At 50.7% G+C, this 26648-nt stretch carries 26 protein-coding genes and 1 pseudogene; 16 read left to right on the plus strand and 11 right to left on the minus strand.

Features of this window, described 5'->3' with window-relative positions; translation table 11 throughout:
• Positions 1-191, plus strand: a 191-nt coding sequence (locus tag IQ256_RS29600) for a hypothetical protein (protein WP_228024798.1), incomplete at its 5' end; no start/stop codon positions are given.
• A 38-nt stretch (positions 192-229) separates the two neighbouring features.
• On the opposite strand, the gene IQ256_RS11600 is transcribed toward IQ256_RS29600, so the two are convergent.
• Positions 230-700, minus strand: coding sequence for an Lrp/AsnC family transcriptional regulator (locus IQ256_RS11600; protein ID WP_193855710.1), 471 nt, complete (start codon positions 698-700; stop codon positions 230-232).
• Positions 701-994: 294 nt separating this feature from the next.
• Here IQ256_RS11600 and IQ256_RS11605 point away from each other — a divergent pair, with 294 nt between their 5' ends.
• The 6 genes from IQ256_RS11605 to IQ256_RS11630 all read left to right on the plus strand — a co-directional run bounded on the left by IQ256_RS11605 (position 995) and on the right by IQ256_RS11630 (position 9008).
• Complete coding sequence (locus IQ256_RS11605; protein ID WP_193855711.1) at positions 995-2437, plus strand: TldD/PmbA family protein; 1443 nt, start codon at positions 995-997, stop codon at positions 2435-2437.
• On the plus strand, positions 2434-3828 hold the full coding sequence (locus tag IQ256_RS11610; protein WP_193855712.1) for a TldD/PmbA family protein: 1395 nt from the start codon (positions 2434-2436) through the stop codon (positions 3826-3828). Before IQ256_RS11605 ends, IQ256_RS11610 begins: the two co-directional genes overlap by 4 nt.
• A 74-nt stretch (positions 3829-3902) precedes the next feature.
• On the plus strand, positions 3903-4970 hold the full coding sequence (locus tag IQ256_RS11615) for an AI-2E family transporter (RefSeq protein WP_193855713.1): 1068 nt from the start codon (positions 3903-3905) through the stop codon (positions 4968-4970).
• Between the two features lie 323 nt (positions 4971-5293).
• A complete protein-coding gene (locus IQ256_RS11620; protein WP_193855714.1) occupies positions 5294-7078 on the plus strand; it encodes an SLC13 family permease in 1785 nt (594 codons plus the stop codon).
• Positions 7079-7216: 138 nt separating this feature from the next.
• Positions 7217-7765 (plus strand): adenylyl-sulfate kinase, encoded by a 549-nt coding sequence (gene cysC, locus IQ256_RS11625; protein WP_193855715.1) that lies wholly within the window; start codon positions 7217-7219, stop codon positions 7763-7765.
• 322 nt (positions 7766-8087) lie between these two features.
• A complete protein-coding gene (locus tag IQ256_RS11630) occupies positions 8088-9008 on the plus strand; it encodes a hypothetical protein (RefSeq protein ID WP_193855716.1) in 921 nt (306 codons plus the stop codon).
• 111 nt (positions 9009-9119) lie between these two features.
• On the opposite strand, the gene IQ256_RS11635 is transcribed toward IQ256_RS11630, so the two are convergent.
• Entirely contained in the window at positions 9120-10511 is a 1392-nt protein-coding gene (locus tag IQ256_RS11635) for a cytosine deaminase (RefSeq protein WP_193855717.1), read from the minus strand.
• 72 nt (positions 10512-10583) lie between these two features.
• Here IQ256_RS11635 and IQ256_RS11640 point away from each other — a divergent pair, with 72 nt between their 5' ends.
• Positions 10584-11291 (plus strand): Uma2 family endonuclease, encoded by a 708-nt coding sequence (locus IQ256_RS11640; RefSeq protein WP_193855718.1) that lies wholly within the window; start codon positions 10584-10586, stop codon positions 11289-11291.
• A 12-nt stretch (positions 11292-11303) separates the two neighbouring features.
• On the opposite strand, the gene gshB is transcribed toward IQ256_RS11640, so the two are convergent.
• A complete protein-coding gene (gshB, locus tag IQ256_RS11645; protein ID WP_193855719.1) occupies positions 11304-12272 on the minus strand; it encodes a glutathione synthase in 969 nt (322 codons plus the stop codon).
• Positions 12273-12522: 250 nt separating this feature from the next.
• Here gshB and IQ256_RS11650 point away from each other — a divergent pair, with 250 nt between their 5' ends.
• Together IQ256_RS11650 and IQ256_RS11655 are read left to right on the plus strand one after the other, a co-directional pair.
• Positions 12523-12684, plus strand: coding sequence for a hypothetical protein (locus tag IQ256_RS11650; RefSeq protein ID WP_193855720.1), 162 nt, complete (start codon positions 12523-12525; stop codon positions 12682-12684).
• A 656-nt stretch (positions 12685-13340) separates the two neighbouring features.
• On the plus strand, positions 13341-13484 hold the full coding sequence (locus IQ256_RS11655; protein WP_193855721.1) for a hypothetical protein: 144 nt from the start codon (positions 13341-13343) through the stop codon (positions 13482-13484).
• Positions 13485-13881: 397 nt separating this feature from the next.
• Here the strand turns inward: IQ256_RS11655 and uvrC are convergent, their stop codons facing one another.
• The 7 genes from uvrC to IQ256_RS11690 form a co-directional block, all read right to left on the minus strand.
• Positions 13882-15783: an excinuclease ABC subunit UvrC gene (uvrC, locus tag IQ256_RS11660; RefSeq protein WP_193855722.1), complete on the minus strand. Its 1902-nt coding sequence runs from the start codon at positions 15781-15783 to the stop codon at positions 13882-13884.
• A 246-nt stretch (positions 15784-16029) separates the two neighbouring features.
• Positions 16030-17217, minus strand: a complete 1188-nt coding sequence (locus tag IQ256_RS11665) for an LL-diaminopimelate aminotransferase (RefSeq protein ID WP_193855723.1) — start codon at positions 17215-17217, stop codon at positions 16030-16032.
• Positions 17218-17355: 138 nt separating this feature from the next.
• Positions 17356-18141: a PspA/IM30 family protein gene (locus IQ256_RS11670; protein WP_193855724.1), complete on the minus strand. Its 786-nt coding sequence runs from the start codon at positions 18139-18141 to the stop codon at positions 17356-17358.
• A gap of 68 nt (positions 18142-18209) precedes the next feature.
• Positions 18210-19358, minus strand: a complete 1149-nt coding sequence (locus IQ256_RS11675; protein ID WP_228024799.1) for a DUF3326 domain-containing protein — start codon at positions 19356-19358, stop codon at positions 18210-18212.
• Entirely contained in the window at positions 19358-19576 is a 219-nt protein-coding gene (locus IQ256_RS11680; RefSeq protein WP_193855762.1) for a hypothetical protein, read from the minus strand. Before IQ256_RS11680 ends, IQ256_RS11675 begins: the two co-directional genes overlap by 1 nt.
• A 71-nt stretch (positions 19577-19647) precedes the next feature.
• Positions 19648-19962, minus strand: a complete 315-nt coding sequence (locus IQ256_RS11685) for a 2Fe-2S iron-sulfur cluster-binding protein (RefSeq protein ID WP_193855726.1) — start codon at positions 19960-19962, stop codon at positions 19648-19650.
• A gap of 141 nt (positions 19963-20103) precedes the next feature.
• On the minus strand, positions 20104-20283 hold the full coding sequence (locus tag IQ256_RS11690; RefSeq protein WP_193855727.1) for a hypothetical protein: 180 nt from the start codon (positions 20281-20283) through the stop codon (positions 20104-20106).
• 212 nt (positions 20284-20495) lie between these two features.
• Between IQ256_RS11690 and IQ256_RS11695 the strand changes: the two genes are divergently transcribed.
• A complete protein-coding gene (locus tag IQ256_RS11695) occupies positions 20496-21041 on the plus strand; it encodes a DUF2854 domain-containing protein (protein WP_193855728.1) in 546 nt (181 codons plus the stop codon).
• A gap of 4 nt (positions 21042-21045) precedes the next feature.
• Here IQ256_RS11695 and IQ256_RS11700 read toward each other — a convergent pair whose 3' ends face one another.
• Positions 21046-21303, minus strand: a complete 258-nt coding sequence (locus IQ256_RS11700) for a chlororespiratory reduction protein 7 (RefSeq protein ID WP_193855729.1) — start codon at positions 21301-21303, stop codon at positions 21046-21048.
• A gap of 322 nt (positions 21304-21625) precedes the next feature.
• Between IQ256_RS11700 and sir the strand changes: the two genes are divergently transcribed.
• The 5 genes and pseudogenes from sir (at position 21626) to IQ256_RS11725 (ending at position 26597) form a co-directional block, all read left to right on the plus strand.
• Positions 21626-23530 carry a sulfite reductase, ferredoxin dependent gene (gene sir / locus IQ256_RS11705; RefSeq protein ID WP_193855730.1) on the plus strand — a complete coding sequence of 635 codons (1905 nt, stop codon included), beginning with the start codon at positions 21626-21628 and terminating at the stop codon, positions 23528-23530.
• A gap of 191 nt (positions 23531-23721) precedes the next feature.
• Entirely contained in the window at positions 23722-24318 is a 597-nt protein-coding gene (locus tag IQ256_RS11710; protein WP_193855731.1) for a TetR/AcrR family transcriptional regulator, read from the plus strand.
• A 115-nt stretch (positions 24319-24433) separates the two neighbouring features.
• Positions 24434-24535, plus strand: a pseudogene (locus tag IQ256_RS11715) (oxidoreductase); the annotation flags it as partial.
• 102 nt (positions 24536-24637) lie between these two features.
• Positions 24638-25270: a glutathione S-transferase family protein gene (locus IQ256_RS11720; RefSeq protein ID WP_193855732.1), complete on the plus strand. Its 633-nt coding sequence runs from the start codon at positions 24638-24640 to the stop codon at positions 25268-25270.
• 190 nt (positions 25271-25460) lie between these two features.
• Entirely contained in the window at positions 25461-26597 is a 1137-nt protein-coding gene (locus IQ256_RS11725) for an alkene reductase (protein WP_193855733.1), read from the plus strand.
• The last annotated feature ends 51 nt before the right edge of the window (positions 26598-26648 follow it).

The following is a 26648-nucleotide window of genomic DNA, read 5'->3' on the forward strand; positions in this document are numbered from 1 at the left end:
CCCCAAACCCCGAAAGCACCCCCACCAATCGGCCTTTAGCTATCGTTCGCCGAATGCATAGCAATGCAATCGGGCCAACCGGAGCCGCGATCGCCAGCCCCATCGCAACTCCTCTTAGCAGTACAAATATCAACACCGATCTACCCTCCAAAAATCCATTACCGCCGCCCATTTCGACTAAACCATCTTGACCAAACCACCTCTTCGTCAGCTGAGCGTAGTCGAAGCCCTACCCCTCTTCTTCTCCCTCAATCGGCACCACCGCCGTATCTTTGATTGACCGCAGCGAGATCGTTGTCCGCGTCTGCTGAACGCCTGGCAGCGCCTTTAGCTCCTCACTCAAAAGCTGCTCTAGCTCCGAGGTAGAACGACAGCAAACCTTCAGCAGATAGTCACCATCACCCACAATGTGGTGGCAAGACTGCACCCGACTGTTTGCCTGCACATAGTCCACAAAGCCCTGCCGATATTGGGGATGCTCCAGCGTGATCGTGACAAAAGCTGTCAGCCCAAACCCGAGCACCTCAGGGTTTAGCCTGGCCGCATAGCCGATCAGCACACCCGCTTTTTCCAAGCGGCGAACCCGATCGGCGATCGCTGGTGCCGACACGCCAAACTGTTCAGCTAGCGCCGACCACTTCACTCGCCCTTCAGTCATCAGAACCGTCAGAATGCTGCGGTCTAGCTCATCAATATGCATATATTAGAAAGTAACTCAAAACTGGATTTATTAATTAATAAATAAACTATAAATCAATTTTTTACTTGTTAAATAATATTTCTAGCCATTTATCAGAAATATATAAGACTCATAGTCTGCTAATTGCAGGAACTGGCGAGAGCAGTCAGTAAGAGATCGTCATGGATATGCAGATTCGTTGACTGAGCTGTGATATGAAAGGTCAGCACCTGTAGAATTGACAGGTTATCTCGACCTTAAGAACCCGATGTTTACGGGCATACAAAGACAAGCACACAGGCAAGTTTGAATCTTATGATTGGGCATCTAACCGCCATACTCGAACAGATTGATATCTCCGCTGACTGGATTGGCATTCGAGCCACGCAGACCACTAGCACCACCCGGTCTATGCGCGACGGCAATCCACAGCAAAATGGACGCGCCCTCAACCGAGGAGCGATGGTAGAAGTCCTCGCTGACGGTCAGTTTGGCTATAGCGCCACTAATCAAATCACGCCCGAGGCGCTTCGTATCGCCGCACAGCAGGCTTATGACCAGGCGATCGCAGCTAGCCAGTGGGCCGTTCATCCCTTTACCGCAGCGGTTCGACCTACCGTAGTCGGCAGCTATACCTCCCCGCTAGACCAGCCATTCGACAGTTTGACAGCCGCCGAAATCAACGATCTTCTCCGTCAGCTCTGTGAGCGGCTAAAGGTATCAGCAGACATCGTGCGAACCAGTGCGATCGCCCGCACCCACGACATCGAATCCTGGCTAGTCAGCAGCAACGGCTCGCAGGTTCACCAAAAGCTAAACCTGATAGAAGGCCATCTGGGTGCGATCGCTCAGGCGGCAGGCGTCACTCAGGCCCGCACCGATAACGGCCATATGGCCCACAGCTATCAAGGCGGCTGGGAAAGATTCAAAACAGCAGACCTTTGGGAAAGAGCCACCCGCACTGGCGAGCAGGCCGTCGAACTCCTCAGCGCCCCCGACTGTCCGAATGACACCACCACCCTCGTGCTGGCTCCTGACCAAATGATGCTGCAGCTACACGAAAGCGTCGGCCATCCACTAGAGCTAGATCGCATTCTTGGAGATGAGCGCAACTATGCAGGCGGCAGCTTTGTTCGACCTCAAGACTTTGGCCAGCTAGCCTACGGTTCACCCCTGATGAACGTCACCTTCGATGCGACCCATCCCGGAGAAATCGCCAGCTACGACTATGACGATACGGGCACCCCCGCCCAACGCGAATACCTGATTCGCCAGGGCATCCTACAGCGCGGCCTAGGCGGCCTAGAAAGTCAGCGCCGCCTGAATAGTCCTGGCGTCGCCTGTGCGCGTGCCTGCAATTGGAACCGTCCTGCCATCGATCGCATGGCCAACATCAATCTAGAGTCAGGAGAAACTAGCTTCGAGAATATGATCAGCAGCATCGAAAACGGCGTGTATATGGAATCCAATCGATCTTGGTCGATCGATGATCAGCGACGAAAATTCCAGTTCGGCTGCGAATATGCTCGCAAAATTGAAAATGGCAAACTCACCACACCCCTAAAAAATCCCAACTACCGAGCAACCACGCCTCAGTTTTGGCATAGTCTTTCTCAAGTAGGAGATGCTAGCACGATGGCAGTCTACGGCACACCCTACTGCGGCAAAGGCGAACCGAACCAGCTAGTCAGGGTAGGTCACGCATCACCCGTCTGCACTTTTGACAACATCGAAGTATTTGGAGGCGCAGGCGCATGACTGCTCAGATTTTGGACAGAGAGAACCCACAAAATGATTGCGATCGCGCGCCTAGTACCTACGAACAAACTTTTCAAAAACTAGCGGCAGCGATTCCCTCGCAGCTAAAAGACCATCAGCACTTCACCTTGTCTCTATCGGGAGAAGAAAGCCAGTTCACCCGGTTCAACCGAGCCAAAGTCCGACAGACTGGTCAGGTACGTGATGGGCAGATGTCTCTTCATGTGATGACAGGCGATCGCACAGCCTCGATCACTCTACCCTTTACCGGAAACTTTGAGACTGACTGGCCGCTGACGCAAAGTGCCCTATCAGAACTTCAACCAGATTTTCCTCACCTGCCGATTGACCCCTACGTGGTGCTGCCAACCACAACAGCCCAAAACACCAGCCGAGAAGTTCGTAGCGGCCATCTACTAGAAGCAACAGAAGTGGCCGAACAGTTGCTTAGTCCGGTCAAATCACTTGACTTTTCTGGCCTCTATGCAGGCGGACTCTCTTACCGGGCCTATGCAGACTCAGCCGGCAAGCGGCACTGGTTCGAGACACCGTCTTTTACCTTAGACTATTCCTTGTTTGGCAACAGGCTAGATCAGGCAGCCAAAGGAACAGTTGCAGGCGATTGCTGGGACACCGAAACCTATCGGGCAAACGTCGCCGTCACTCAAAGACAGTTAGAATTGCTCTCTCGCCCCGTCAAGACCGTACCTAGAGGCAGCTATCGAACTTACTTGGCCCCAGATGCTGTTGCTGGCATCATCGACACAATGGCCTGGGGCGGACTAGGAGAAGCGGCCCTGCGACAGGGAAATAGCGCTTTCAATCAGCTAGAGAATGGTGAGTTGACTCTCTCCAAAAAATTCTCCTTAAGAGAAGACTTCAACAAAATTGGCATACCCAGGTTCAACAACAGTGGAGAAGTTTCATCCACTCAGCTACCCATCATCGAACAAGGAGAATGGGCAAACTCGCTAGTCAGCCGCCGCAGCGCCAAAGAATACGGCAAGTCTAGCAACGCTGCGAACACTAGCGAATCGATGCGCGCCCCGGCGATCGCACCTGGCACCCTATCCGAAGCGCAAATTCTCTCCCAGCTAGATACTGGGCTGTATCTTTCCAACCTGCACTACCTCAACTGGAGTGATCTAGTAGCAGGCAGTATCACTGGCATGACCCGTTACGCCTGCTTTTGGGTAGAAAATGGAGAAATTGTTGCACCGATTGAGAATTTGCGATTTGACGACAATCTCTACCGATTTCTAGGACAAGGGCTAATAGATCTCACGACAGAACAGAGGTTTATTCCCGCTGTCGACACCTATAACCGGCGATCGCTGGGCGGGATGTGGACACCAGGTATGTTGATAGAGCAGTTTCGATATACCCTTTAGCTTGGAACAATTATCGAAAATCCAATTGTCTGTCAGTAGATATCTTCGATCGGCTAAAAACCTGGCACTCATTCATGGCTTCTGAACAGAGACTGTCTATTTCATTGAGCGGTGTTCTGATCGTTTTTGCTGCGATCACATCCGCCATTATCGGCTGGCAGCTACGGGGATTATTGCTACTAGTGATGATTTCTGTCGTCCTGGCCTGCTCAATTGCCCCAATCGTGGCCTGGGCAGAACAGTTCAAAGTACCGCGCTGGCTAGGGGCACTACTCACCTATCTAGCCATCATCGGTACGCTAGTCGGCGTCATTCTACTAATTGGGCCAACAGTCCTCGACCAAATTCAGCTCTTGGTTCGCCAGCTACCGCTGCTGCTGCGAAAAGCCGTCACCCAAACCGAAGCCTGGGCGCTATCTTTCAACGACAACAGGCCAGACTTCACCGCTCAAGTCTTTGACCAGCTAGACGTGCAGGCGATCGCGGCCTGGGCAGTTCGCTCTACCCGCCAGGTCGCCCTGCGTTCTGTCACCGTTACCACCGATATTCTTGGCACCCTGCTCAGTCTAGTACTCGCCATCTTCATCTCTGGCTATATGCTGGCCGACAGCAGCACCCTCACCACCAGCTTCGTTCGACTATTTCCCCATCCCTGGGATCAAAAAGTGGGTCAGCAGCTACCCGAAATCGGCAGTCGCATCGGCGGCTATATTCGCGGTCGGCTAATCGTCTCTCTCACGTTGGCTCTAGTCACAGGCATCGGACTCAGCTTTCTAGGGCTCCAAGATTTCGCCGTGGGTTTAGGCGCGATCGCAGGCGTCACCAACCTGATCCCCTTCCTAGGTCCAATCCTGGGCGCGATTCCAGCCCTGATCGTCGCCATTCCCTTAGGCGGATGGATGGTCCTTTGGGTGATCCTCTTCTACGCCATCATTCAAAATATCGAAACCTACATTCTCGATCCGTTGCTGGTTGGCAGCTCTGTCGGCGTGCATCCGCTCTACCAGCTCCTCGCTGTCCTGGGTGGCACCCAAGTTCTAGGCATTATCGGCGCGCTGATCGTTCCGCCTTGGGTCGCAGGCGGTGCTGTCCTGCTAGAGAATCTCTACCTCAAACCCAAGCTAAACAGGGAAAAACATTAGCAAAAGTAACTGCTACAGAGCTTTTCTCATTAGATGACTTGGCAGCGACGAGGCAGCGATCCGAAGCGTGCTTCGGACGAGATTTTCTAGGCCCAAACGCTACATCAGAAACATTTAGTATGCAGCTAGAAAACATTTAGCTTTCATTTAGCATGTGTATATTTACTGACAAGCCACTGTGATCTCTGTTGACTCCAAGATCTAGCGGCCTATAATCGGCTAGGCTGTGGCGGCTATTTGGCATCGGCTATTTGGTCCGGTTCCACTTGCTATTCCTCCCACCTGCTATTCTTTCCACCTGCTGTTTACGAACGCCCAATCTTATGAGCATAGCCGTAACCTTAAGCATCGTGGTCCTCGCCTTAGTACTCTTTATCATAGAAAAGTGTCCGGCTGATATCACTGCTTTAGGCGTCATGGTGGCGCTGATCTTATCTAAGCAAGTGACCCCAGAGGAGGGAATCGCTGGATTTAGTAATCCAGCCACCATCACAGTGATGGCCATGTTCATCCTCAGCGCTGGTGTCGCTCGTACAGGAGTTTTACAGCAGGCTAGCAGCTGGCTCTTGCAGTGGGGCGGCAAGCAGCTCACCCGGCAGATCATTGCGCTGGGCATTATCGTTGGCCCTATATCTGGACTGATCAACAACACCGCTGTCGTCTCCGTTTTTCTGCCTGTCGTCGAAGACTTCTGTCAGCAGCACCGCATCTCGCCTTCAAAGCTAATGATGCCGCTCTCTTTTGCCACCATCTTGGGCGGCATGATCACCGTAGTAGGAACCTCTACTAGCGTACTGGCCAGCGGCCTGTCAGCGGAACTTGGCTTCGGCGAATTCTCACTCTTTCAATTCACCGGACTAGGCATCATTACCTTTGCAGTTGGGTTGCTGTATATGGCGATCGCAACACCGCTGATGATGCCCGATCGCCGAGTGGACCATCGCGGACTCACCCAAAAGTACGGCATGAAGGACTACGTTAGCGAAGTGGTGATCACCCCGCGCTCTAGTCTAGTAGGCAAGACGCTAAAAGGCAGCCAGCTACAGCGGCGATTCGACGTAGACGTGCTTGAAATTATTCGGAACAATACTCATTTCCCCCAGCCGCTAGCCGATAAAAAAATGGCCGTTGGCGATATCTTACTAGCCAGAGGCGGCAAGCAAGATCTGCTAAAAATCCGAGAAAGTGAAGGGCTAGAAATTCTTCCAGACGTGCAGTTTGGCCACAAATCTTGGCAGGGAGATCTTAGCGAAGAAGAAGGAATTGCCGAGGCGCTAGTGATTGCCAACTCTAACCTAGTCGGCTCCACCCTCAAAGACTTACGCTTTCGGCAAAAGTACAACGTTACGGTACTTGCCATTCGTAGAGGACAAGAGTTGGTACGCGATCGCATGGGAAAAGTGCCCCTACGCTTTGGCGATTTGCTACTAGTTCAAGGGCCAAAGCAGAGCTTAGCCGGTATACAAACTAGCCGAGATCTGCTGCTGCTAGAACAAAGAGACGTTGAAACCCTACGCACTAGCAAGACCTACATCGCCCTTAGCATCGGTCTAGCCGTCGTCGCGATCGCTGCGGTGACCGACTATCCTATTCTGGTCTCTGCGCTCGCGGGCGTCGTCGCTATGCTAGTCACCGGCTGTCTCAAACCAGGTGAGCTATATCAAGCTGTTCGCTGGGACGTTATTTTTCTATTAGCCTGTCTGATTCCAATGGGAACAGCCATGCAAAACTCAGGCGCAACCGAGTGGATTGCCAGTCAGCTAGTCGCCGCTAGCGGCAGTCTATCAAGCTACTGGATGCTGACGCTGATCTACGTGCTCACCGTGCTATTGACCGCCGTCCTCTCAAACAACGCATCGGTCATATTGCTCTTGCCGATCGGTGTGCAAGTAGCCACCGCCGTCGGACTCAGCCCACTGACCGTCATCTTTGTCATCACCTTTGCTGCTTCCAACAGCTTTATGACCCCGATTGGCTATCAAACCAACACGATGGTCTACGGTGCAGGCGGCTACCGCTTTCTAGATTTTCTCAAGGTAGGTGGCCCCTTGAGTCTAATCATGACGATCATCACGCCTCCCTTAGCCCTTTGGCTGTATGGCGCATGAACACATCTTTGTTTCGCTCAGTCCTCAGTCTATATTGAAGAACTGTACGCAGGCTGAGCGAAGCCGAAACCGGGCCCGCCAGTGCCCTCCATCCGGTAAAACTTGCAATTCCATCAGATTTGTTAGGAGAATAAACAAATGTCAGAACAAAAAGGCGTTACCGTATGGTTCACTGGACTGAGCGGCGCTGGCAAAACCACAATCAACGATGCGCTCAAGCTCAAACTCGAAGAGCGTGGCGTTAAGTTCGAAGTCCTAGACGGCGATATTGTCCGCACCAACTTGACCAAAGGCTTGACCTTCAGCAAAGAAGATCGAGATACCAACGTCCGGCGGATTGGCTTTGTATGTGATTTACTCACTCGTAACGGTGTCATTGTTCTAGTTGCCGCAATCTCCCCATACAAAGCGATTCGAGAAGAAGTCCGTGAAAAGATCGGTGACTTTGTAGAAGTTTATGTCAGTGCGCCCGTTGAAGTGTGCGAAGAGCGCGATGTCAAAGGACTATATGCCAAGGCCCGCACTGGCGAAATTAAACAGTTCACTGGCATCAGCGATCCTTACGAGCCGCCGACAAACCCTGAAGTCAACTGTGAAACTCACAAAGAGACTTTAGAAGAGAGCGTCAACAAAGTCATCGCTAAGATGGAAGAAATGGGCTATCTGCCTGCTGCTGTAGCGGCTTAGTGTAGCGGGACTTCGACTCCGCTCAGTACAGCCCTCCGGGCCTAATAGCAGTACAGCCAGCAACCTACGCAGGCCGAGCGGAGTTGTAAATGCTCAGCTTTCTCACAGAGCAGCCACAATCTCAACAATTCAAAATTCAAAGTTGTACAAACTGATACAGCGCAAAAGTCAGTATGCTAGATCATACCAACGTAAGTACATACTCCAGTTATTGTCTCTACCCTAAGTCTCTCAGTTTTGATAATCTGTCAGGAACACTAGGGGAAGCTAATAACGAGCTTGCAGCTCCGCCCAAACCCGGTAATGCGAACCGCTGTAGCCTATGAGGAGCCAAAAAACCTTTGAACTAGAACCTATAACTGATTTCAGAAAAGATTGGGCTGAGATCTTGTGCGAACAACTGAAGAGGAAGGGCCACTTCATAAATCCTGAGATAGAAGACTTAGACAAACTATGTCTCAAATACTTTAATTTACTCAAAAGGAGTATAGTCTCGAAACCGAGAGTACTTGTAACTTCCAAAGAATTTCGGTTTTCTAAGCACAGCTCAGGGACAAAAAACATATTTAAGAAAGCAAAAAGCGGCGGAGACTTAAATCCATACCTAAGCAAACAGATTAAAAACCTCGACTATAACGATTCTCTACTGAATGACTGGGGAATTCATCACTTTCATCTCGGCAAGCTGAAAAGAGGATTTGGCTTTGCTGACCGAACAGGCTCACTCCTTTTTGCAAGGGTAACTCAAGACTATTTTTATGTGCTCAACGTCTTCGACCATGGCAGTTGGACAAAAATAAAGCTTATTGAAATCATTCACAAAAATTGGCCAGAGTCGATAGACGACTTCAAATTGCAAGGTTTAAGAGCCACTCAACTGAGCTCTAGTGAAGAGCAAATTTCTTCCTTTCGGAAAAATGGAATAGGCTATTTTACACAGCTATCTGACGGAACAATTTATGCTCCTATTGGAGGCGGTTACTCTCTACCACCTGCAACGATTTCCTCTGATGTTCGTGTAACATGTAATGTCTATGAACAAAGTGTTAGAGATTTAGAGAGATATGTCCAAGACAACATTAAAATCTTTAAGGATTACACTCTACAGAGAAAGGTAGAGTTTCCTCCACAACCACACTTTCAACTGAAGTTGATGGAGGGAAAGGCGTATGCCTTTGAAGTAAACACTAAAATTTATCATTTTTTACGCGATATGCCTTTACAGCTTTTAGGCCAGTCATAACACAAGAGTTGTGAGCTGCTTTTCTAGGCCCAATTGTTTTTGGAATTAATGCCTGAACGTCTCGAAGTGATTTCGATTATTGGCTATTAGTTAAAGTTTAGATTTACTGCTTCAACCTACCAAGCCCATCAAATCATCTAGTTCTGCGTAGTCAGGCAGACTAGTATCAATCTGTTTGCCCCTGCGAATAACAACGCGATCGCCCTGCCCTCTAGCTATCAGCTCATTAAAGCTCCGCGCCTTAAATACAACAAAGTCCGCCGAGCCTCCTTCAACAATCTTTCCTACGCCATTGAGCCCCATCATTTCAGCCGGAGTTTGAGTAATCGCGCTTGGCCAGTCCTCGATCGGCTGATCGAGCTGTCCAATTTTCACAGACTGAGTAAAGACTTCTAGACCATCGTGATCGCCATACGCATGAAACGGATCGCGGCAATTATCAGAGGCGATCGCACACTTCACCCCCACCGCCTTTAGCTCTTTCAAAAGCGTCATCCCTCGATACTGAGGCGTTCTTCTAGAACCTTGCCCCTGCCGCCGATCTTGCAGATACAAATTACACATCGGCAAACTGACAATCGAAATTCCTGCCGCTTTTACCGCCGCTATAGTTTCTTCTACCTCTCGATCAGATTGAACAGACAAACTACAGCAGTGCCCGCAGGTAATTCGCCCCGGAAACTCATGGCGCACTGCCGCTTCTGCAACCAAGCGTAGCGCCCTATCATCTGGGTTCAAGCTTTCATCCGTATGAAAATCCAGGTCTAGTTCTCTCTCTTTGGCTAGATCAAAGGTTCGATCGATCTGTTGAACAATCTCAGCATTCATATAAGTCACTCCACCTAAGACGCCGCCGTACGCCGCCGTCAAATCCGCCAGCTTTTCTCCTTTTGACGTTAGGAAATAATCCAGAGAAACCAAACAAACTGCTTGCAACTGAATGCGATCGGCCCACTCCTGTCTCAATTGGCGAAACACCCCAAAGCTAATTTCACCCTGCTCATCAAAAGCATCTAGATGAGTGCGAATCGCCTGGGTGCCATGAGCATAGCTACACTTCAAGCCAAACTCAGCTCGCCGGTACACATCTTCCGCATTCCACCACTGCTGACTGTCGCTTTGTACCGCCGCGAGCGCCTGCTCAAATGTTCCATCTATATTCGGACTCCTCGGCCAGATATGGCCCTTGTCCAAATGGGTGTGCATATCGACCAAGCACGGCCAAACTAGCCCCGACTTTACATCTATAGCGGGCACATCTCCTAAATCAGCTTCTCCTAAATCAGTTTCTAGATTCGCAGTCGGCGATCGCACACTGAGCAATCGTCCGTCATTCACCTCCAGATCGACCAAAACTAGATCTGCGCGATCAACCTCTAACGAAGACTGGGCGATCGAAGCGGATCTACCTAGACCCGCTGCCAGTAAAGAACGCGGCACCTGAGCGTTACACAGCCAATAGCGATCGGTTTTTGGGACTTCTAGAAAAGGAGTGATCGGCATCCACGCAAAAAGTAAACATCGTATTCGTTAAACTAACTGTAGTCGCTTAGCAGTTCAACCTCAGTTTCAGCCATGGTTCAGCAGCTTTCCAAATCAGAGATCACTTACCCAGACAGCGACGGCCAGCCAATGGCGGACAATACCGAACAGTTCAAATGGATCGTCACCATCAAAGAGAACTTAGAAGCAATTTTCGCCGACGATCCCAGCGTATTCGTCGCAGGCGATCTACTGTGGTATCCAATTGAAGGAGATAATAAAACTCGCCGCGCCCCTGATGCGATGGTGGCCTTTGGCCGTCCCAAAGGATATCGCGGCTCATACAAGCAGTGGGAAGAAGACAACATTGCCCCTCAAGTGGTCTTCGAAGTTCTCTCTCCCGGCAACCGTCAAAAAGAGATGGCCGAAAAGTTTCAGTTCTATCAGCGCTACGGCGTTCAAGAATACTACGTCTACGATCCCGACACTGTAGAGTTTACAGGCTGGCAGCGGGTTGATAGTTATCTAGAAGTCATTCAAGGGATTCAAGACTGGACAAGTCCGCTGCTGAAGGTGCGATTCGTCATCAAACCAAACGAGCTAGAAATTTATAGACCCGATGGCGAACCCTTCCTGACTTTTACAGAAAATGTCAAGCGACATGACCAGGCCAGATTAGAACGCGACGAAGCCCAGATAGAACGTGATGAAGCCAAATCAGAACGCGACGAAGCGATCGCCAAAGCCGAGCGGCTCGCGGCGCAGCTCAAAGCGCTAGGTATTGACCCATCAGCAGACTAAAGCCTATCTGTTCTATGATTTGGCGGTCTTTTCTACCCACTCCACCACCTGATTTCCCAATCGCACATTGTCGAGACGATCAACTTCACGGATGCCAGTAGGGCTAGTCACGTTTACTTCGGTCAGATAGCCGCCGATAATATCAATACCGACAAAGATCAGGCCGTCTTTACGCAGAGCGGGCGCGACCTGTTGGCAAATGTCTAGATCTCGTTCGGTCAGTTGGGTGCGATCGCTGCGACCACCGACCGCCATATTACCTCGGAATTCTTTGCCAGTAGGAACTCGGTTGACAGCGCCAATCGGGTCGCCATCGAGCAGAATCACCCTTTTATCTCCGTCCTTGGCAGCAGGTAGATAAGCCTGAACCATCACAGGCTCTTTGCCCTGCTGAGTGCTGACTTCGATAATGGAATTAAAATTGCGATCGCCTTCTTCCAAAAACAAAATTCCCTCCCCCGCCTTACCACCTAGCGGCTTTACCACGCCCGCGCCCCAGCGCTCGACCGCCTCGCGAATCACTCGCTTATCAGTGCTAACGATCGTCTCAGGAATCACCTCGGCAAACTGCAAGGCATACATCTTTTCATTAGCTGCTCTCAGCCCCGCTGGCGAATTGATTATCTGAGTTCTCTGGCGATCGATGTAGTCAAGAATGTAAGTCACATATAGATAAGGCACCGTAACTGGCGGATCTTTTCGCATAAATACGGCGTCCATCGCCTCCAAAGGCTGCCATGCCGGATCGCCCAAGACATACCAGTCTGGCTCACTCAGCCAGCGATCGCCCTGCTGCACGACCGGCTTCATCTTCACAGAACGCAGCCAGCCATAGGCTTTGCTCTCAATCACGCCTAACTGGTCTACCTGGGTGATATAGACTTCATGGCCTAGTGTCTGCGCCGATTCCATCATTGCCACACTCGTATCATGGCCGGGGTCTAATCGTTCGATTGGGTCGATGATGAACGCTAATTTCAAAAGAGCTCTCCCGAGAATGTTGCTTTGAACCTTTAATACGACTACATCTGCGCGAACAATTACACAAGCTGTCTGACAAACAGAATCAAACCAGCAGAAAGTTGACGTACAGATGGCGTCGGATGCATTTGCACCGATAGCTAAACACTTTCCGTCAACGCTGTGACAATCCAAATTGGGTACCATCACCGATTCGCTGCTCTCCACAGACTCATTAATGTAAGCGGTAGCTTGGGGAGAGGGAATTCAAATGCTTAGTAAAGTCATGCAGGCAACTGTGATCACACTATCTGTACATCTTTTGATTGGGCTCAACACACTAGAGACAAAGGTGACCCACAACGCCGTCGAGCCTAGTGAAGTGCCCGGTGAAGTCATCGTTGCGCTCAGGCAGGCATTTAATCGTCTCTAGTAGCTCGCCCCCCAGTAGCTCACCCCCAGTAGCTCTGTGGTTCCCCCATGATTTCCCCTAAAGAAAAAGCGCACCTTCTTGAGAAGGATGCGCTTTTTACTTAAGCATTAAGCTGTCATCTAGCTGTCACCTGAAGGTGGGTCTTTCGGGATAATCCTGACTAGGTAAAATCACAGAGACGTTTAGAAAACCTTAGTTTAGAAAGCTCTAATCCAGAAAGATCTGTTAACTAGCCGCTAACCTGGCGGAAAAATGCATAGGTGAAAAACTAGGTGCGTAAGACTCGATAACACGACCAGTTTTCACGCAGGAAACCATTAAGTAGTCACAGCTATCACACTGAGTGCGAACTTCAGATGTCTTAGCGATATAGTGTCTCTCGGCTGCTCTACCACACGTGGGGCAATGCACTATCTGAACAGTATCGCTTTTCTTCGCTTGTGAAGCAGCAGATAGTGAAGCCGATACGCCCTTTACAGCGCTGTTTAAAAGCTTTCCTGAAGGCGCGTTTAAAGAACTATTCTGTCTAAATGATTCAAAAATTGTTTTAGCAGGTGTTTTCATAGCCTTCATAATCTCTAACGGGTTGATGACATTGCTCAATGTTTATGAGTGTCAACGCTTTCGCGCGGTCGTAACATTCCAAGGCGAATGTCATGGTTCAGGCACGAGCTATTGACTTACTTATTATGGCAATTAGGATAGGCTATCGCAAAGGGGTCGAAAGGCATAAAAATCTGGGGATCGACCTCATAGTGGGCGATCCCCAAGATGTGAAAAGCCTGATACGGCAGGGATAGGTGAGTATCCATATTCCGTTTCGCCTGCAAAAGAGATATTTCTACAGACAGATACACGACCATAACTAAAGATTTACTTTACATTTCTCAGCGGCAAATTCCATTCATCTTGACGCTTTTTCGTATCGAAACGTTTAATAAAGTAACGCTAGGTTAAAAATTCTAATTATTTGAATTAAAACTGTATCCAAAAGAACACTTTTCAATGCATTACTAAGAAAACTGTTTTCTCTGTGCAAATTTGCAGCCATCAATCCGTTTTGTACAGAGATTTAGTATCAGTAAATACACAATAAATCGCTGTAATTAAAGATAGAAACTCACTTAGGAGCAGTCTGGCTACTAAACTAGGAGATTGAGTCGCCCCTTGTAGGCCAGGCATGTAGACTAGATAAGCCTATGAGGCCGCAGACGGATGAAAATATTCGTAGATTTGCTGGGCGAGCTGAGGACCAATACCCTCGACCGTAGCAAGCTGTTTTGGAGAGGCTTCACGGATGTAGTCGATCGAGCGGAAGCTGGCAAGGAGCTGTTTGCGCCGATTGTGTCCAAGTCCGGGGATGTCTTCTAAACGCGATCGCCTCATCCTAGTCATGCGCTTCTTACGGTGAAAGCTCACCGCAAATCGATGGGCCTCGTCTCGCAATCGCCGCAGCAGCATCACCCCAGGCTGGTCGGCCTCCGTCGGCAGCGACTGCTTTTCACCCGGCAAAAATATCTCTTCATGCCGCTTAGCCAGGCTGACCACACGCAGTTCGCTGAGCAGATTCATATCCTGCAGCTCAGCCACCACCGCCGACAGCTGACCTTTACCCCCGTCGATCATCACCAGATCGGGCCAGTCAGAATTTCCTAAGCGCTGTAGGCTTGGATCGTCCGCATAGCGACGAAAGCGGCGACGGATAACTTCAGCCATACTGGCAAAGTCGTCAGAATGACCGCTAGTAACCGTGGGATTCTTGATTTTGTAAGTGCGGTAGTGCTGTTTGGCTGGCAGCCCATCGACAAAGACAACCTGAGAAGCCACCGCATCAGAGCCCTGGATATGCGAAATATCGTAGCCCTCAATCCGTTTAGGCGGACCTGGCAAATCGACAATTTCAGCCAAATCTTGCATAGCCTGCGTATTGCGATCGGCAAAGCGCTGGGTGCGAGCTAGCTCATGCTGGGCATTACGCTCAACCATCTCTACTAGTTCGGCTTTCACCTGGCGCTGAGGCACATCGACTGAGACTTTTCGGCCTTTTTGAGCGCTCAAAAATTCAGTCAGCATTTCGCCTTCGGGCAGGAGATGCTGCGACAAGATCTCGGTCGGAATTTCGACCGGATCGACTAGGCGATAGTGTTCTTCGAGCACTCGCTGCAAAATCTCGCCAGGCGTACCTGATTCGGCATCTGCCACAAAACCCAACCGCCCGACCAAGCGGCCTGCTCTGATTTGAAATAGCTGAATGCACGCATGCTGATCGTCTGCCGATAGGGCGATCGCATCTCTAGAAACCGTACTTTCAGGCAAAGCAACCTTCTGATTGGCCCCTAGCGTTTCTAGCCCCTTGATCTGATCGCGAATAATAGCGGCCTTCTCAAAATCCAGCGCCTCGGCAGCTTTTCCCATCTTGGCGCTTAGCATGTCAATCAGCTCATGCGATCGCCCCTGAAAAACCATCGCCACCCGCTGCACAATCTTGTGATAGTCCTCTGGTGTAATCAGCTGCTGACACACCCCAGGACACTGGCCAATATCGTAGTTTAGGCAGGGCCGATCTTTGAACAAAGGCTGCTTGCGCTGTCTGAGCGGAAAAACTCGCTTCGCAATTTGCAAAGTGCGGCGCAGCGACCCGGTATCCACATAGGGGCCGTAATAGCGGTTTTTAGCATTCTTTCGCCGCTGGCGCGTGATAAAAATGCGGGGATAATCCTCAGACCAGGTAATGCAGAGATAGGGATACTTCTTGTCATCTTTGAGCAGCACGTTGAAATGAGGCTGATGCTGCTTGATCAAGTTGGCCTCTAGCGCTAACGCCTCGGCCTCTGTATCGGTGACAATGATTTCAATATCTGCCACCCTTTGCACCATCGAGGCAATGCGCGGCGTGTGGTGGTGAGCCCCCTCTCGAAAATAAGAGCGCACCCGATTCCGCAGACTTTTTGACTTACCAATGTAGAGAATTTGGTCAGTCTCATCCTTCATGTAGTAAACCCCTGGCTCTTGAGGGATTTCCTTCAGTCGATTTTCTAACTTCTCGAGATTTTGTAAAAGAGTCTTACCGGAAGTAGCAGCGGTAGGAGAGGTAGGCACGTAGTTGCAGTGTTTAGAACAGGCGCAGCTATCAGTTGGCACCGCTCAGAGATGAAATGTGCAAGTGTCCAAAAGACAGTCAGCCGGAAGCATACAGAATATTCTAGAACGAGTTCAGGAACTATGCAGCCAATTTTTTATCCTGATTGCCGAACACTGCTTGCCAAAAACTGCTCGCCGAATACGACAGCGGGCATCCGATCAGCGCTGGCTTCGAGTTTCTTGTAAACCAGGATTGCTTTCAAATCAAGCAGATGCCTGTATAAACTCACCGATTTTACCGATAGCTTCAGCCAGCACATCGGGCGGATGCACCAGAGCAAAGCGAACATAGCCTTCTCCTGACTTGCCAAACCCTCTGCCAGGGGAGAGGGCCACCCCTGTCGCAGCGACCAAAGACGTACAGAAATCAATAGACCGCGTAGACCAGCTATTCGGCAGAGTTTCAGGCAGTTTGGCCCAGATGTACATCGTGGCACCTGGCACCGGCACAGACCAGCCGATCGAACGCAGGGCATCAATCGCAGCATTACGCCGACTCGCGAAAGTTTCGACGATTTGACTCACACAGTCTTGCGGTCCACTCAGCGCCGCGATCGCCCCCCGCAAAATCCCTCGATACTGATTAAAATCCACCGTCGCCTTCACCTGCCGCAGCGCCTTGATTATCTGAGCATTGCCAATCGCATAGGCCACTCGAAATCCGCCCATGTTATAGGACTTTGACAGCGTAAAAAATTCGATCGACACCTGTTTATCAACGTCTGCTTGCAGCACAGACGGCGCTGATTCGCCCTCAAAGCACAGATCGCCATAGGGAAAATCATGCACCAGCACGATATTATGCCGCTGACAAAAGGCAACGGCCTCTTCAAAAAATGACAGGGGCGCGATCGCCGTCGTCGGATTGTGCGGATAGCTCAGTACCATCATTCGCGACTTCGCCAGCACATCGCTAGGAATATCAGACAAGATCGGTAAGAAGTCATTCTCAGCCAGAATAGGCATCGGGTAGATTGTGCCACCCGCCAGATAGACGCCGCCCGCGTGCGATGGATAGCCCGGATCGAGCAGCAGCGCCACATCCCCTGGATTCATCACCGCCAAAGGCAGATGCGCCGTTCCTTCTTGAGAGCCAATCAACGGCAGCACTTCTGTCTCTGGATCAACGGCGATACCGTACTTCTGTTCGTACCACTGCGCCGCAGCGACACGGAAATCCTGAGTGCTATTAAACAGTGTGTAGCCATAGGTCGCTGGATCTGCTAAAGCAGCTCTGATAGCGCTTAGCACATGAGACGGCGTTGGCAGATCAGAGGAGCCCAAGGAAAGATCGATAATTTGTTTTCCGCTGGCGATCGCTTTAGCCTTCGCACTATCCATATCGGCGAAAACATTAGTCTGTAGCGGCGCAAGGCGATCGGCAATCTGCATGAAATTAGAAGGGTTCGGTGAGTCATCAAAACGAAGAGACCCACCCCGTCGTTATGCGCCACCCCATCTTGGGAGGGATGCCCGCAGGGTGAGGTGGGTCGGCAATCAAGGCTACTAGCCCAAGCAATCAAGCATACACTACAGACTATCTAGCTCAGACTTCAGCGCTTCTAGCTCCGCGTCCACCGCCGAATCAGTCGGCGCGGCTCCACTATCAGCCGCAGTCCCATCAGCCGCTGGCAAAGACCCTTGAGCCGGAGACGAACCGCCCAACATCTGAGCCTTCATCGCTTCTAGCTCATAGTCCACATCGCTACCTGCTTCCAAGCTGGCAAACTGACTCTCTAGATCCGCGCCCGCTAGCTCAGCCGCCGCCTGACCGCTGGCCTCCATTTGCAGCACCTTCTCTTCCATCCGCTCGAACGCGCCCATGGCGCTGCTAGTGCTGAGCGTGCCGACGCTTCTCTGCAATTGCTCGTTCGCCTTGGCCGCACTGGCCCGAGCCTTGAGCATATCTTTCTTAGTCTTCGCTTCAGAAATTTTGCTCTCCAAAGCGACGAGCTGACGCTTGAGCGTATTAACTGACCCAGACTGCTGGTCGAGCTGACCTTTGAGCGCCGCCGCAGTTTCTGCCTGAGTTTTTTTGCGAACCAGCGCCTCACGAGCCAAGTTTTCATCGCCCTTTTGTAAGGCTAGCTGAGCCCGCTGCTGCCAGGTATTTGCCTCAGACTGAGCCTTACTTGCCTGCTGTTCTACACGCTTTTGGGAGGCAATAGCACGAGCGACCGCTTGGCGCATCTGCACCAGATCCTCCTGCATGTCCATAATCGCCTGATCCAGAATCTTTTCAGGATCTTCCGCCGAGCTCACGGCTGCATTGAGGTTAGAGCGCACAACCCGGCTGACGCGATCAAACAGTCCCATCTTGTTCTTTTCCTTCGACTAGCTACTCAAAAGATACCGCAGGAAAAACAGCGTTTCCTATCTTTAATTTATCTTACGTTGCCAAGTGGAGAGTTGGGGAGCTGGGAAAGGGGAAGAATTTGCGGACGCAAAGCACCTAGAGCAACGCCCGCTTTGTAAGCAGCGATCGCACCCACCGCTTCTAAATAGGTATCCACTGCGATCGCCTGTATCCCCAGATCCTCTGCCTTCACCGTCATTGCTGTCTTATTCTCACCCACCGCAATCACTTGAGCAGCACTCTGGGCCAAGCTCATCACCGCGCTGCCGCCAAAAGCAGTCGCTGGCACAATTACCGTATCTACCTCTGCCGCACTGATATCGCCTGTTGTGCTGCCCGTCCCATGGCCCGATGGATGGCCCAATAGATGGCCCGATAGATGACCAGATGAATCACCCGCTTCCGTCAAAAACTGAGGCGCACGGCTAAGTCCTGCCAGCACACAAGATAAAAAGGTATAGCCAATCTCCTCAGCCGCCGAGCGCGGTGAAACGTGCGGATCTAGCGGTAAAGGAGACAGCGCTGGCGCATGGGCACAGGGCAGCTTAAAATTACGCACCACTAGATGGCTAATCACCGCCTCGACGCCCGCTAGCGGATCGACGCCTTGCCCCTTGCGATAAGCCTCTAGAACGTCTGATCCTTCGTCATCTGGAAAGCGAGCAACCACGGCGATCGCCCGCACCTTCGCTTCTGTAATCAGGCGCTCCACCGCGCGCAGCAAACTGCCTGGATTAGCCAATGTCCCCCAAGAGGCACCCGATTCTGTAGTCTTGAGCGTAATACCCAAGGGCCGATCGGTAATGATATGCGATCGCACATCTAGGCCCAGCGTAGCCCGCGCCGCATCCGCTGCTTGCAGATGACGCGACTTCAACTCATTCTCTATCCCCTGATCGATCACCAGCCCAATCGGATTTTGATGAACGGGTCTCAGCCGCCAGCGCCCTGCTGCGAACTGATCTAAACCATAGCCTTCCACATAGTAGGCATTGTCCATCGGCCAGTAGAGCTGGGCCCCATTCAATACATTCGGATGCGTAATTAGCCGATCGCTCACGCTAGCAATCGTCCGAGCAATCGGCAGCGCGTCCCCCGCATAGCCGCCCATCGCCGCCCCAATCCCAGTGGGGATAATCAGTACCGTCGTGTGCAGCTTCTTTGCCGTTGACATCATCAAAGCGTCGTCACCACCGCTTCTACTTGAGCGGTGCAGTCGGTAGTATCAATCGCAGTAATCGCCCAGCGCAAGGGATCTCCGTGAGTAGCAAGCTGGGTTTCTATATGCGATCGCAACGCATCAGAGCGCATCAGATCCGACTTCAACCGCCCTTCGCGCAGCGCATCCGCCGACACCTTCACCCCCACCGTCAAACCAATCAGTTTTGTCTGCACCGACTACTCCATGCTCTATAACCCCAAGGCCCTACCACTCCATCCCCCATATCATTCCACCCTTGAGCTTCCTATCGCCCAAACTGCCTAGCATAGACCTCGTCTTCCTTCTCCGTCTCCAGCTTCAGATCCGACGTTGGCAGCGCCACACACAGCAACGCATACCCATCCGCCTGCAGCTCCGGGCTTACCCCCATACCATCCGATTGATCTACCGTGCCCTCAGTTACCAATGCCGCGCAGGTCGTACAGACCCCGGCACTACAAGAAAAGGGCAGCTCCAAACCTGCAGCCTGAAGCGTCTCTAAAATCGGCTTGTCATCGGGGATCTCAATCTTATGGGTCGTCCCTTGATGCAAAACCTCAGCAGTAAACGTATTTCCCATTTGTGTAAATCAAATACTTAAGTCAGATATTTTAAGTCTATAGAGTCATGGAAGACTTATAGATAAGCCTTCTTTAGTAGATGCTTTCTGACATGCGCCTCAGACCCATAACATCAAACAATGACGACCGAGCAGCCGCGACTAAGACGCCTGAGCTGGAAAGGTTCGATCAAACTCTTCTAATAAATCGTCAATTTCTTCTAGCGCTTGATTGACGTCGATTCGCAAAGTGCCAATCCCAGGTTGCTCCAGCAGTTTAAGTAGCGACTGACGCTTGGTTTTAATGAGTTCGATCCGGGTTTGAAGAGCAGAAAATTCCATGTCTGAACGATTCTCCAGCTTAAGTTACATTTCTTTATGAGATAATCACCTAACAGGATAAGCAAATTTGGGTTCAAACGCATCTACCCTATCGCTAAACCCTTTCAGGTTCAACGTATCGCTGCCAAAGTTTGGCCTCACATAGCCTTGGCCAATCAGCACCGTTAATCTAGACCACCTAATCTAAACCACCTGCTCTTTAAACGAACCTCATGCGTAAGATTCCTCTCGGCACTGTTCTCTTAGTCGTCGGCGCTGTCCTGACTCTCGTTGGCTTTGTCGCCTACGCTCAAGAAAACGCCACGCTTAATCTAGTTGGATTCTTCTACGGCGTTCCCATCTTGCTAGGCGGCCTGGCACTTCGCGCCGCTGAACTAGAGCCCGTACCCTACACTCAGCCGACTAGCGAGGCCGTCTTAGCGCTACGTGGCCAGCAGGCTACCCAAACCCAAACTCAAGTCCGCAAAGATGTCACCCGCTATCGCTACGGACAAGAAGCCCATCTAGACGAAACGCTAGAACGACTAGGGCTCAGCCCCAACGACACCCAGCGCCCAGTACTATCAGGGCTACACGAAGAGCAAAGAGACGGTGCCTACACGCTGGTTCTAGAATTTGACTCACCCTTCGTCTCCTTTGAAAAATGGCAGGAAAAGCAATCAAAGATTGAGAATTTCTTCGGCCCTGGCATCACAGCAGAAATCAGCCGGTCAGATGAGGAAAAGGTAGCCGTCGCCATGAAAGCAGTCGTGGCTTAGGTCGCTACTTCTCTAGTCTTACGGCGTACCACTGAATCGACTCACCCGGCGCAGTCTCAAACTCACAGCGAGTTTCTATCAAATATTTGGCCTGTGCTTCGGCAGAGGTCATTTTTGTCAGCTCGCGGGGGAGTTCACCCACGTAGGTAGCTAAGACTTCCTTAAGCTTTGCTAGCAGCTCATCGGGCGTCAAGAACGTCTCAGTGGCATCAGGGGTAAGGAAGACAAACATTTCCTCGTCGTATAGCAGTGCATCCGCCATAATCTGGGTTCCTCAAGGGCTAGGTTCAAACTGCTACGAGTCTAGATCCAAAATGATATCGATTTCTTGAGCAGTGAACTGCCAAGTCGAATCTCAGTGCTAGAATTTTGATCAATACACCACAATCCCGACCGGATTACCGATGATTAAAGTTTGACCGTAATACTGCGATAATTTCACTCCCTACAGTTTCATTCCCAGTGAGATTATTCCTAGTGAAACCATTCGCGTGTTCGCTCAGTGAGATCATTCGCGTGTTCGCTCAGCAGGATCATCTGCGGCAATAAAATCACCTGCTTCAATCACCTCCTCCAAATCACCCATGGTCTACACGCCCACTAAACCCGCCGAGAAAAAAGTTTCCAAGCTCGAAGGCATCAAAGAGCGCAGCCAGTTTCTGCGGGAACCCGTGGCGACTGAGCTAAAAGAAGACACCACCCACTTTACCGAAGCGGGCATTCAAATCCTGAAATTCCACGGCTCTTACCAGCAGTACAACCGTGACGAAGTTGTGCGAGGCCAGGAAAAGCCATATTCTATGATGCTCCGCCTTCGCAACCCCGGCGGCTACATTTCCCCCGAGCTATACCTGACACTCGACGACATCTCTGACAAATACGGTAACCACACCCTGCGAGCCACCACCCGCCAAGCCTTCCAGCTTCACGGCATTCTCAAAAAGAACCTTAAGGCCACACTTGCCGATATTATCCGCAGCATGGGCTCGACGCTAGGTGCCTGTGGCGATCTTAGCCGCAACGTCATGGCTCCCCCCGCTCCCTACAAAAACAAGCCCGAGTACGTCCTCGCCCGTCAGTACGCGACTAACATCGCCGATTTGCTCACTCCCCAAACGCCTGCTTATTACGAGATTTGGCTAGACGGTGAGAAAGCAGTCACTACAGAAGAAGACCCGGCTGTCGTCGCTGCTAGACAAGGGCAGGGCGGACAGGTCGAAGGGTCGCCTCACCCGGTTGAGCCGATCTACGGCGTGCAGTATATGCCGCGCAAGTTTAAGTGTGCAGTCACCGTTCCTGGAGATAACTCTGTCGATGCCTATACGCAAGACATCACCCTAGTTGTCATCACTGACGCCAACGGTGAGCTAGAAGGGTTCAACGTGATTGCTGGCGGCGGTATGGGCCGGACTCACAATAAAGAGGAGACCTTTGCGCGTACAGGCGATCATATCGGCTATGTAGACAAAGACGATGTGTATGATCTCGTCAAAGCTATTGTTTTTACTCAAAGAGACTTTGGTGAGCGCTACAACCGCCGCGTGTCTCGGATGAAGTATTTGATTCATCGCTGGGGTCTGCCTAAATTCATCGAGGAAGTTGAAAAAAGATTTGGCAAGAAGATTGACGGCTTTAGACCGCTGCCTGAATGGAAGTATGAAGACTATCTAGGCTGGCACGAGCAGGGTGATGGCAAGCTGTTTGTCGGGGTGCATGTCCGCAACGGGCGTGTTCACAATGAAGGCAAGTTACGTAACAAACTAGCGCTTAGAGAGATTGTTGAAAAATTCAACGTTTCGATGAGAGTGACGCCTAGTCAGAACGTTGTTTTCTGCGATGTCAGCCCAGAAGATAAAGCAGCCATCCAAGAAATTCTTGACCGGAACGGCATTACAGAACACAGCAAAGTAGACTCGCTAGAGCGCTACGCGATGGCTTGCCCAGCGCTGCCTACATGTGGTCTGGCCGTCACCGAATCGGAAAGAATTATTCCTAGTATGCTAGGCCGCATCCGCAAGCTGCTAAACAAAGTAGGGCTCAAAAACGAGACATTCGTCACTCGGATGACAGGATGCCCAAATGGGTGCGCGCGTCCCTATATGGCAGAGCTTGGCTTCGTCGGTCAAGCACCGAAAAGCTATCAGCTATGGCTAGGGGGTAGCCCGAATCAAACTCGGCTCGCTCGCCCTTATATGGATAGGCTGCATGAAGACAATTTAGAAAAGGAGCTAGAGCCTTTATTTGCCTGCTTTAAGCAGAACAGAAACGAGGGTGAGAGCTTTGGTGATTTTTGCGATCGCTACACCTTTGAGGCCCTTCGCACCTTTACTGAAACCTACGAGCCGATCAAGGCAGTTGGCTCTGGCCGTCGCCGTAATCGGGTCGGCGTCTCTGACGAACTCTTTACCAAGCTGAAGGCAAAAGCGAAGGCGGATGGAACTAGCATGGCAGACGTGCTAGAAGCGGTGATTGGAGATAGATTGGATTAGACAGATACCCCTGCTAAGACATCTGTTCAAGCAATACAATAGAAGTTCGACAAAAGTTAGGATAGCTGTCTTTTGTCTCTATCAAGAGGCAGCTATCGAACCAAACAACTGAAGACTGGACCACTGAAGACTGCACAATCGAAGAAGCACAAAAGAAACAGAAAAAAGGAAAGATCAAATTTGCCCACTGGATGAAACAAACCACTAAGCGAAATGAACTCATTCAGGCTGGCCGCGAAATCATCGTCCGCCAGGGATTCAACGCGGCAGGGCTCAACAGCATTCTAACGACAGCAGACGTTCCCAAAGGCTCCTTTTATTACTATTTCAAGAATAAAGAAGAGTTCGGGCTTGCCATTATCGAAGACTTTGCCACCGAATACCAGGCAAAGCTACAAGCAACAGTCAATAACCACCAACTCTCTCCACTTCAGCGTCTAAACAGCTACTTTGCAGCAGGACAGACAGAAATGGAAGCCTGCGAATGCGTCAACGGATGCCTGATTGGCAACTTAGCCCAGGAGCTGGCGGCTCAAAGCGATGTGTTTCGCGATCGCCTCAACCAGATCTTCTCAGAGTGGGAAGCGCAAATCGCCCGCTGCCTAGAAGCAGCCCAAGCTACAGGAGACCTCTCTGTCGATATAGACGCTACTCAGCTAGCCGAGTTTGTCCTAGCTGGATGGCAAGGCGCTATCCTGAGAGCAAAAGTAACCCGCTCGACCGAGCCAATGCAGGCATTCGTAGAAACGCTATTTCAGCATGTTCTAAGCAAATCTACCTCTGGTTAGAATTTTGATACAGCGTAATTGCATAGAATGCCTATTAGTAGACGACTGGTCTACTACAAGTTACATGTCACTTATTCCACAGATGCTACGTATCTCGTGTTGTGCATCTCGCAATCCTCGCAATGCGATCGCCCGCGCCATTGCCTATGCCATCGAGCAGCCGAGCGACATCGATATCAACGAAATCATCGTCCGTCCCACAAAACAAGAACTGTAGAAAGCAGCTTCTCTACTAGCTAAACAGTCCAGCTCAATGGTGTAGCTACATCGCAATCTGACTAGATCCCTTTAAAGCCCAACTGTTGTAATTCTTTTTTCAATGACAGACATCACCCTCTACGGCACACCCATCAGCACCTATGTACGGACAGCCCAGCTAGTACTATCAGGAGCAGAAGTCGAATACGATATCAAAGATATCGGCATCTTCAACGGTGACAATCAGACAGATAGCTATCTGAAGAAAAACCCTTTTGGTAAGATTCCTACTCTTGAGATCGAAGGAGAAACGCTCTACGAAACCGACGCAATCACGTACTTAGTCAATGAGAAGTATGCCCAAGGAAAGTTTGCACCAGATGACCTATGGTTGCGATCGCGCATGCATCAAATTATCAGCATCGTCAACAGCTATCTGTACGTGCCAGCCGTAGGCGTATTGACTATTGAAAATTTAGTCAAGCCAGGTCAAGGAGAAGAAATAGATCAAGCAGCGGTAGAAGGTGCGATCGCTCCTGTGAAAACCGCCCTAGAAGCGATTGAGAAGCTAGCCGCTGGCGATCCATACCTCTTGAGTAGTGAGCTGAGCCTCGCCGACTTCTATCTAATTCCGATCTTTTTCTACGTCGCTAAAACGCCACAATTCGATCAGATTACAGCGAGTACACCGAAGCTAAAGAACTGGTGGGAAAAAGTGCGATCGCTCGATCTTGTCAAAAAAATTTGCAGCTAGAAACAGCGAATAGCAAGCCCACATTCAAAATCAACAACCAAAAACCTGATCACTTTAATCTCGTTCTAATTCTCCTTTCACACTTACACGGCATCATTTCAAGACATCATAAATTTGTTTTTATCTAGGACCAACAAAGAGATCCGACAGCAAAGAATTTCATTAGACCCGTTCACCCACAATCTTGTTTATGACCTCTCCAACCAATTCCCCCAATCTTCTTAGTTCTTATCAAATGGAAGATCTTTCTCTCAAAAATCGCGTCGTCATGCCACCGATGACCCGTGGCCGCGCCGGAGAAGAGAGAATCCCCAACGCGCTAATGGCCGAATACTATTCACAACGGACCAACGCTGGCTTGATCATTTCTGAAGGCACCGCACCTTCTAAGCAAGGCAACGGCTGGGTTCATGCGCCTGGTATCTACAACGACGCCCAGGTCGAAGGCTGGAAACAAGTGACCAAGGCGGTCCGGGCCAAAGGCACACCGTTCTTTTTGCAGCTATGGCACACTGGCAGAGCCTCTCACAGCAGCTTTCAAGAAAACAATCAGCTCCCCGTTGCCCCTTCAGCACTCAAGATAGAAGGGGCCGAATCTCACACGCCGACAGGCAACCAGCCATGCGAAGTACCCAGAGCCTTAGAAACAGAAGAAATTCCAGGCATAGTCGAAGACTATCGTCAGGCCGCTGAAAATGCAAAAAAGGCCGGCTTTGACGGCGTAGAGGTTCACGCGGCCAACGGCTACCTAATCGCTGAATTCTTGCAGTCTAAAACCAACAAACGTACAGATAAATACGGCGGCAGTCTAGAAAATCGATATCGCTTTCTAAAAGAGATTGTTGAAGCAGTGATGACCGTATGGCCTGCTAATCGCATTGGTGTTAGGCTTTCACCCAACGGCTCTTTCAACGATATGGGTTCACCAGACTACAAAGAAACCTATCTCTATGTCGCCCAGCAGCTAAATTCATACGGATTAGCCTATCTACACATCATGGACGGGCTAGCGTTCGGCTTTCACGAACTCGGTGAACCCATGACGCTCGCTGAATTTAGAGCAGTCTTCGACAACACCATTATTGGTAACTGCGGATACGACCGAGAACAAGCAGAGCAGGCGATCGCAGCCGGAGACGCCGATCTAATTGCCTTTGGTCGCCCCTACATCAGCACCCCCGATTTAGTCTCTCGCTTTGCCAACAATCAAGCGCTAAACCCAGACGCACCCATAGAAACTTGGTACAGCCCCGGCCCTGTAGGCTACACCGACTATCCCACCTACGAGAAAGCACAGGCCACTGTCGAAGCGATCGCCTCGCCATAAGTAGGCCCTAAGCAAGCTACAGGCAGATTAATATGTAGAGTAACCAGAGGG

The organism is cf. Phormidesmis sp. LEGE 11477 (assembly GCF_015207105.1).
Lineage (GTDB): Bacteria > Cyanobacteriota > Cyanobacteriia > Phormidesmidales > Phormidesmidaceae > Phormidesmis.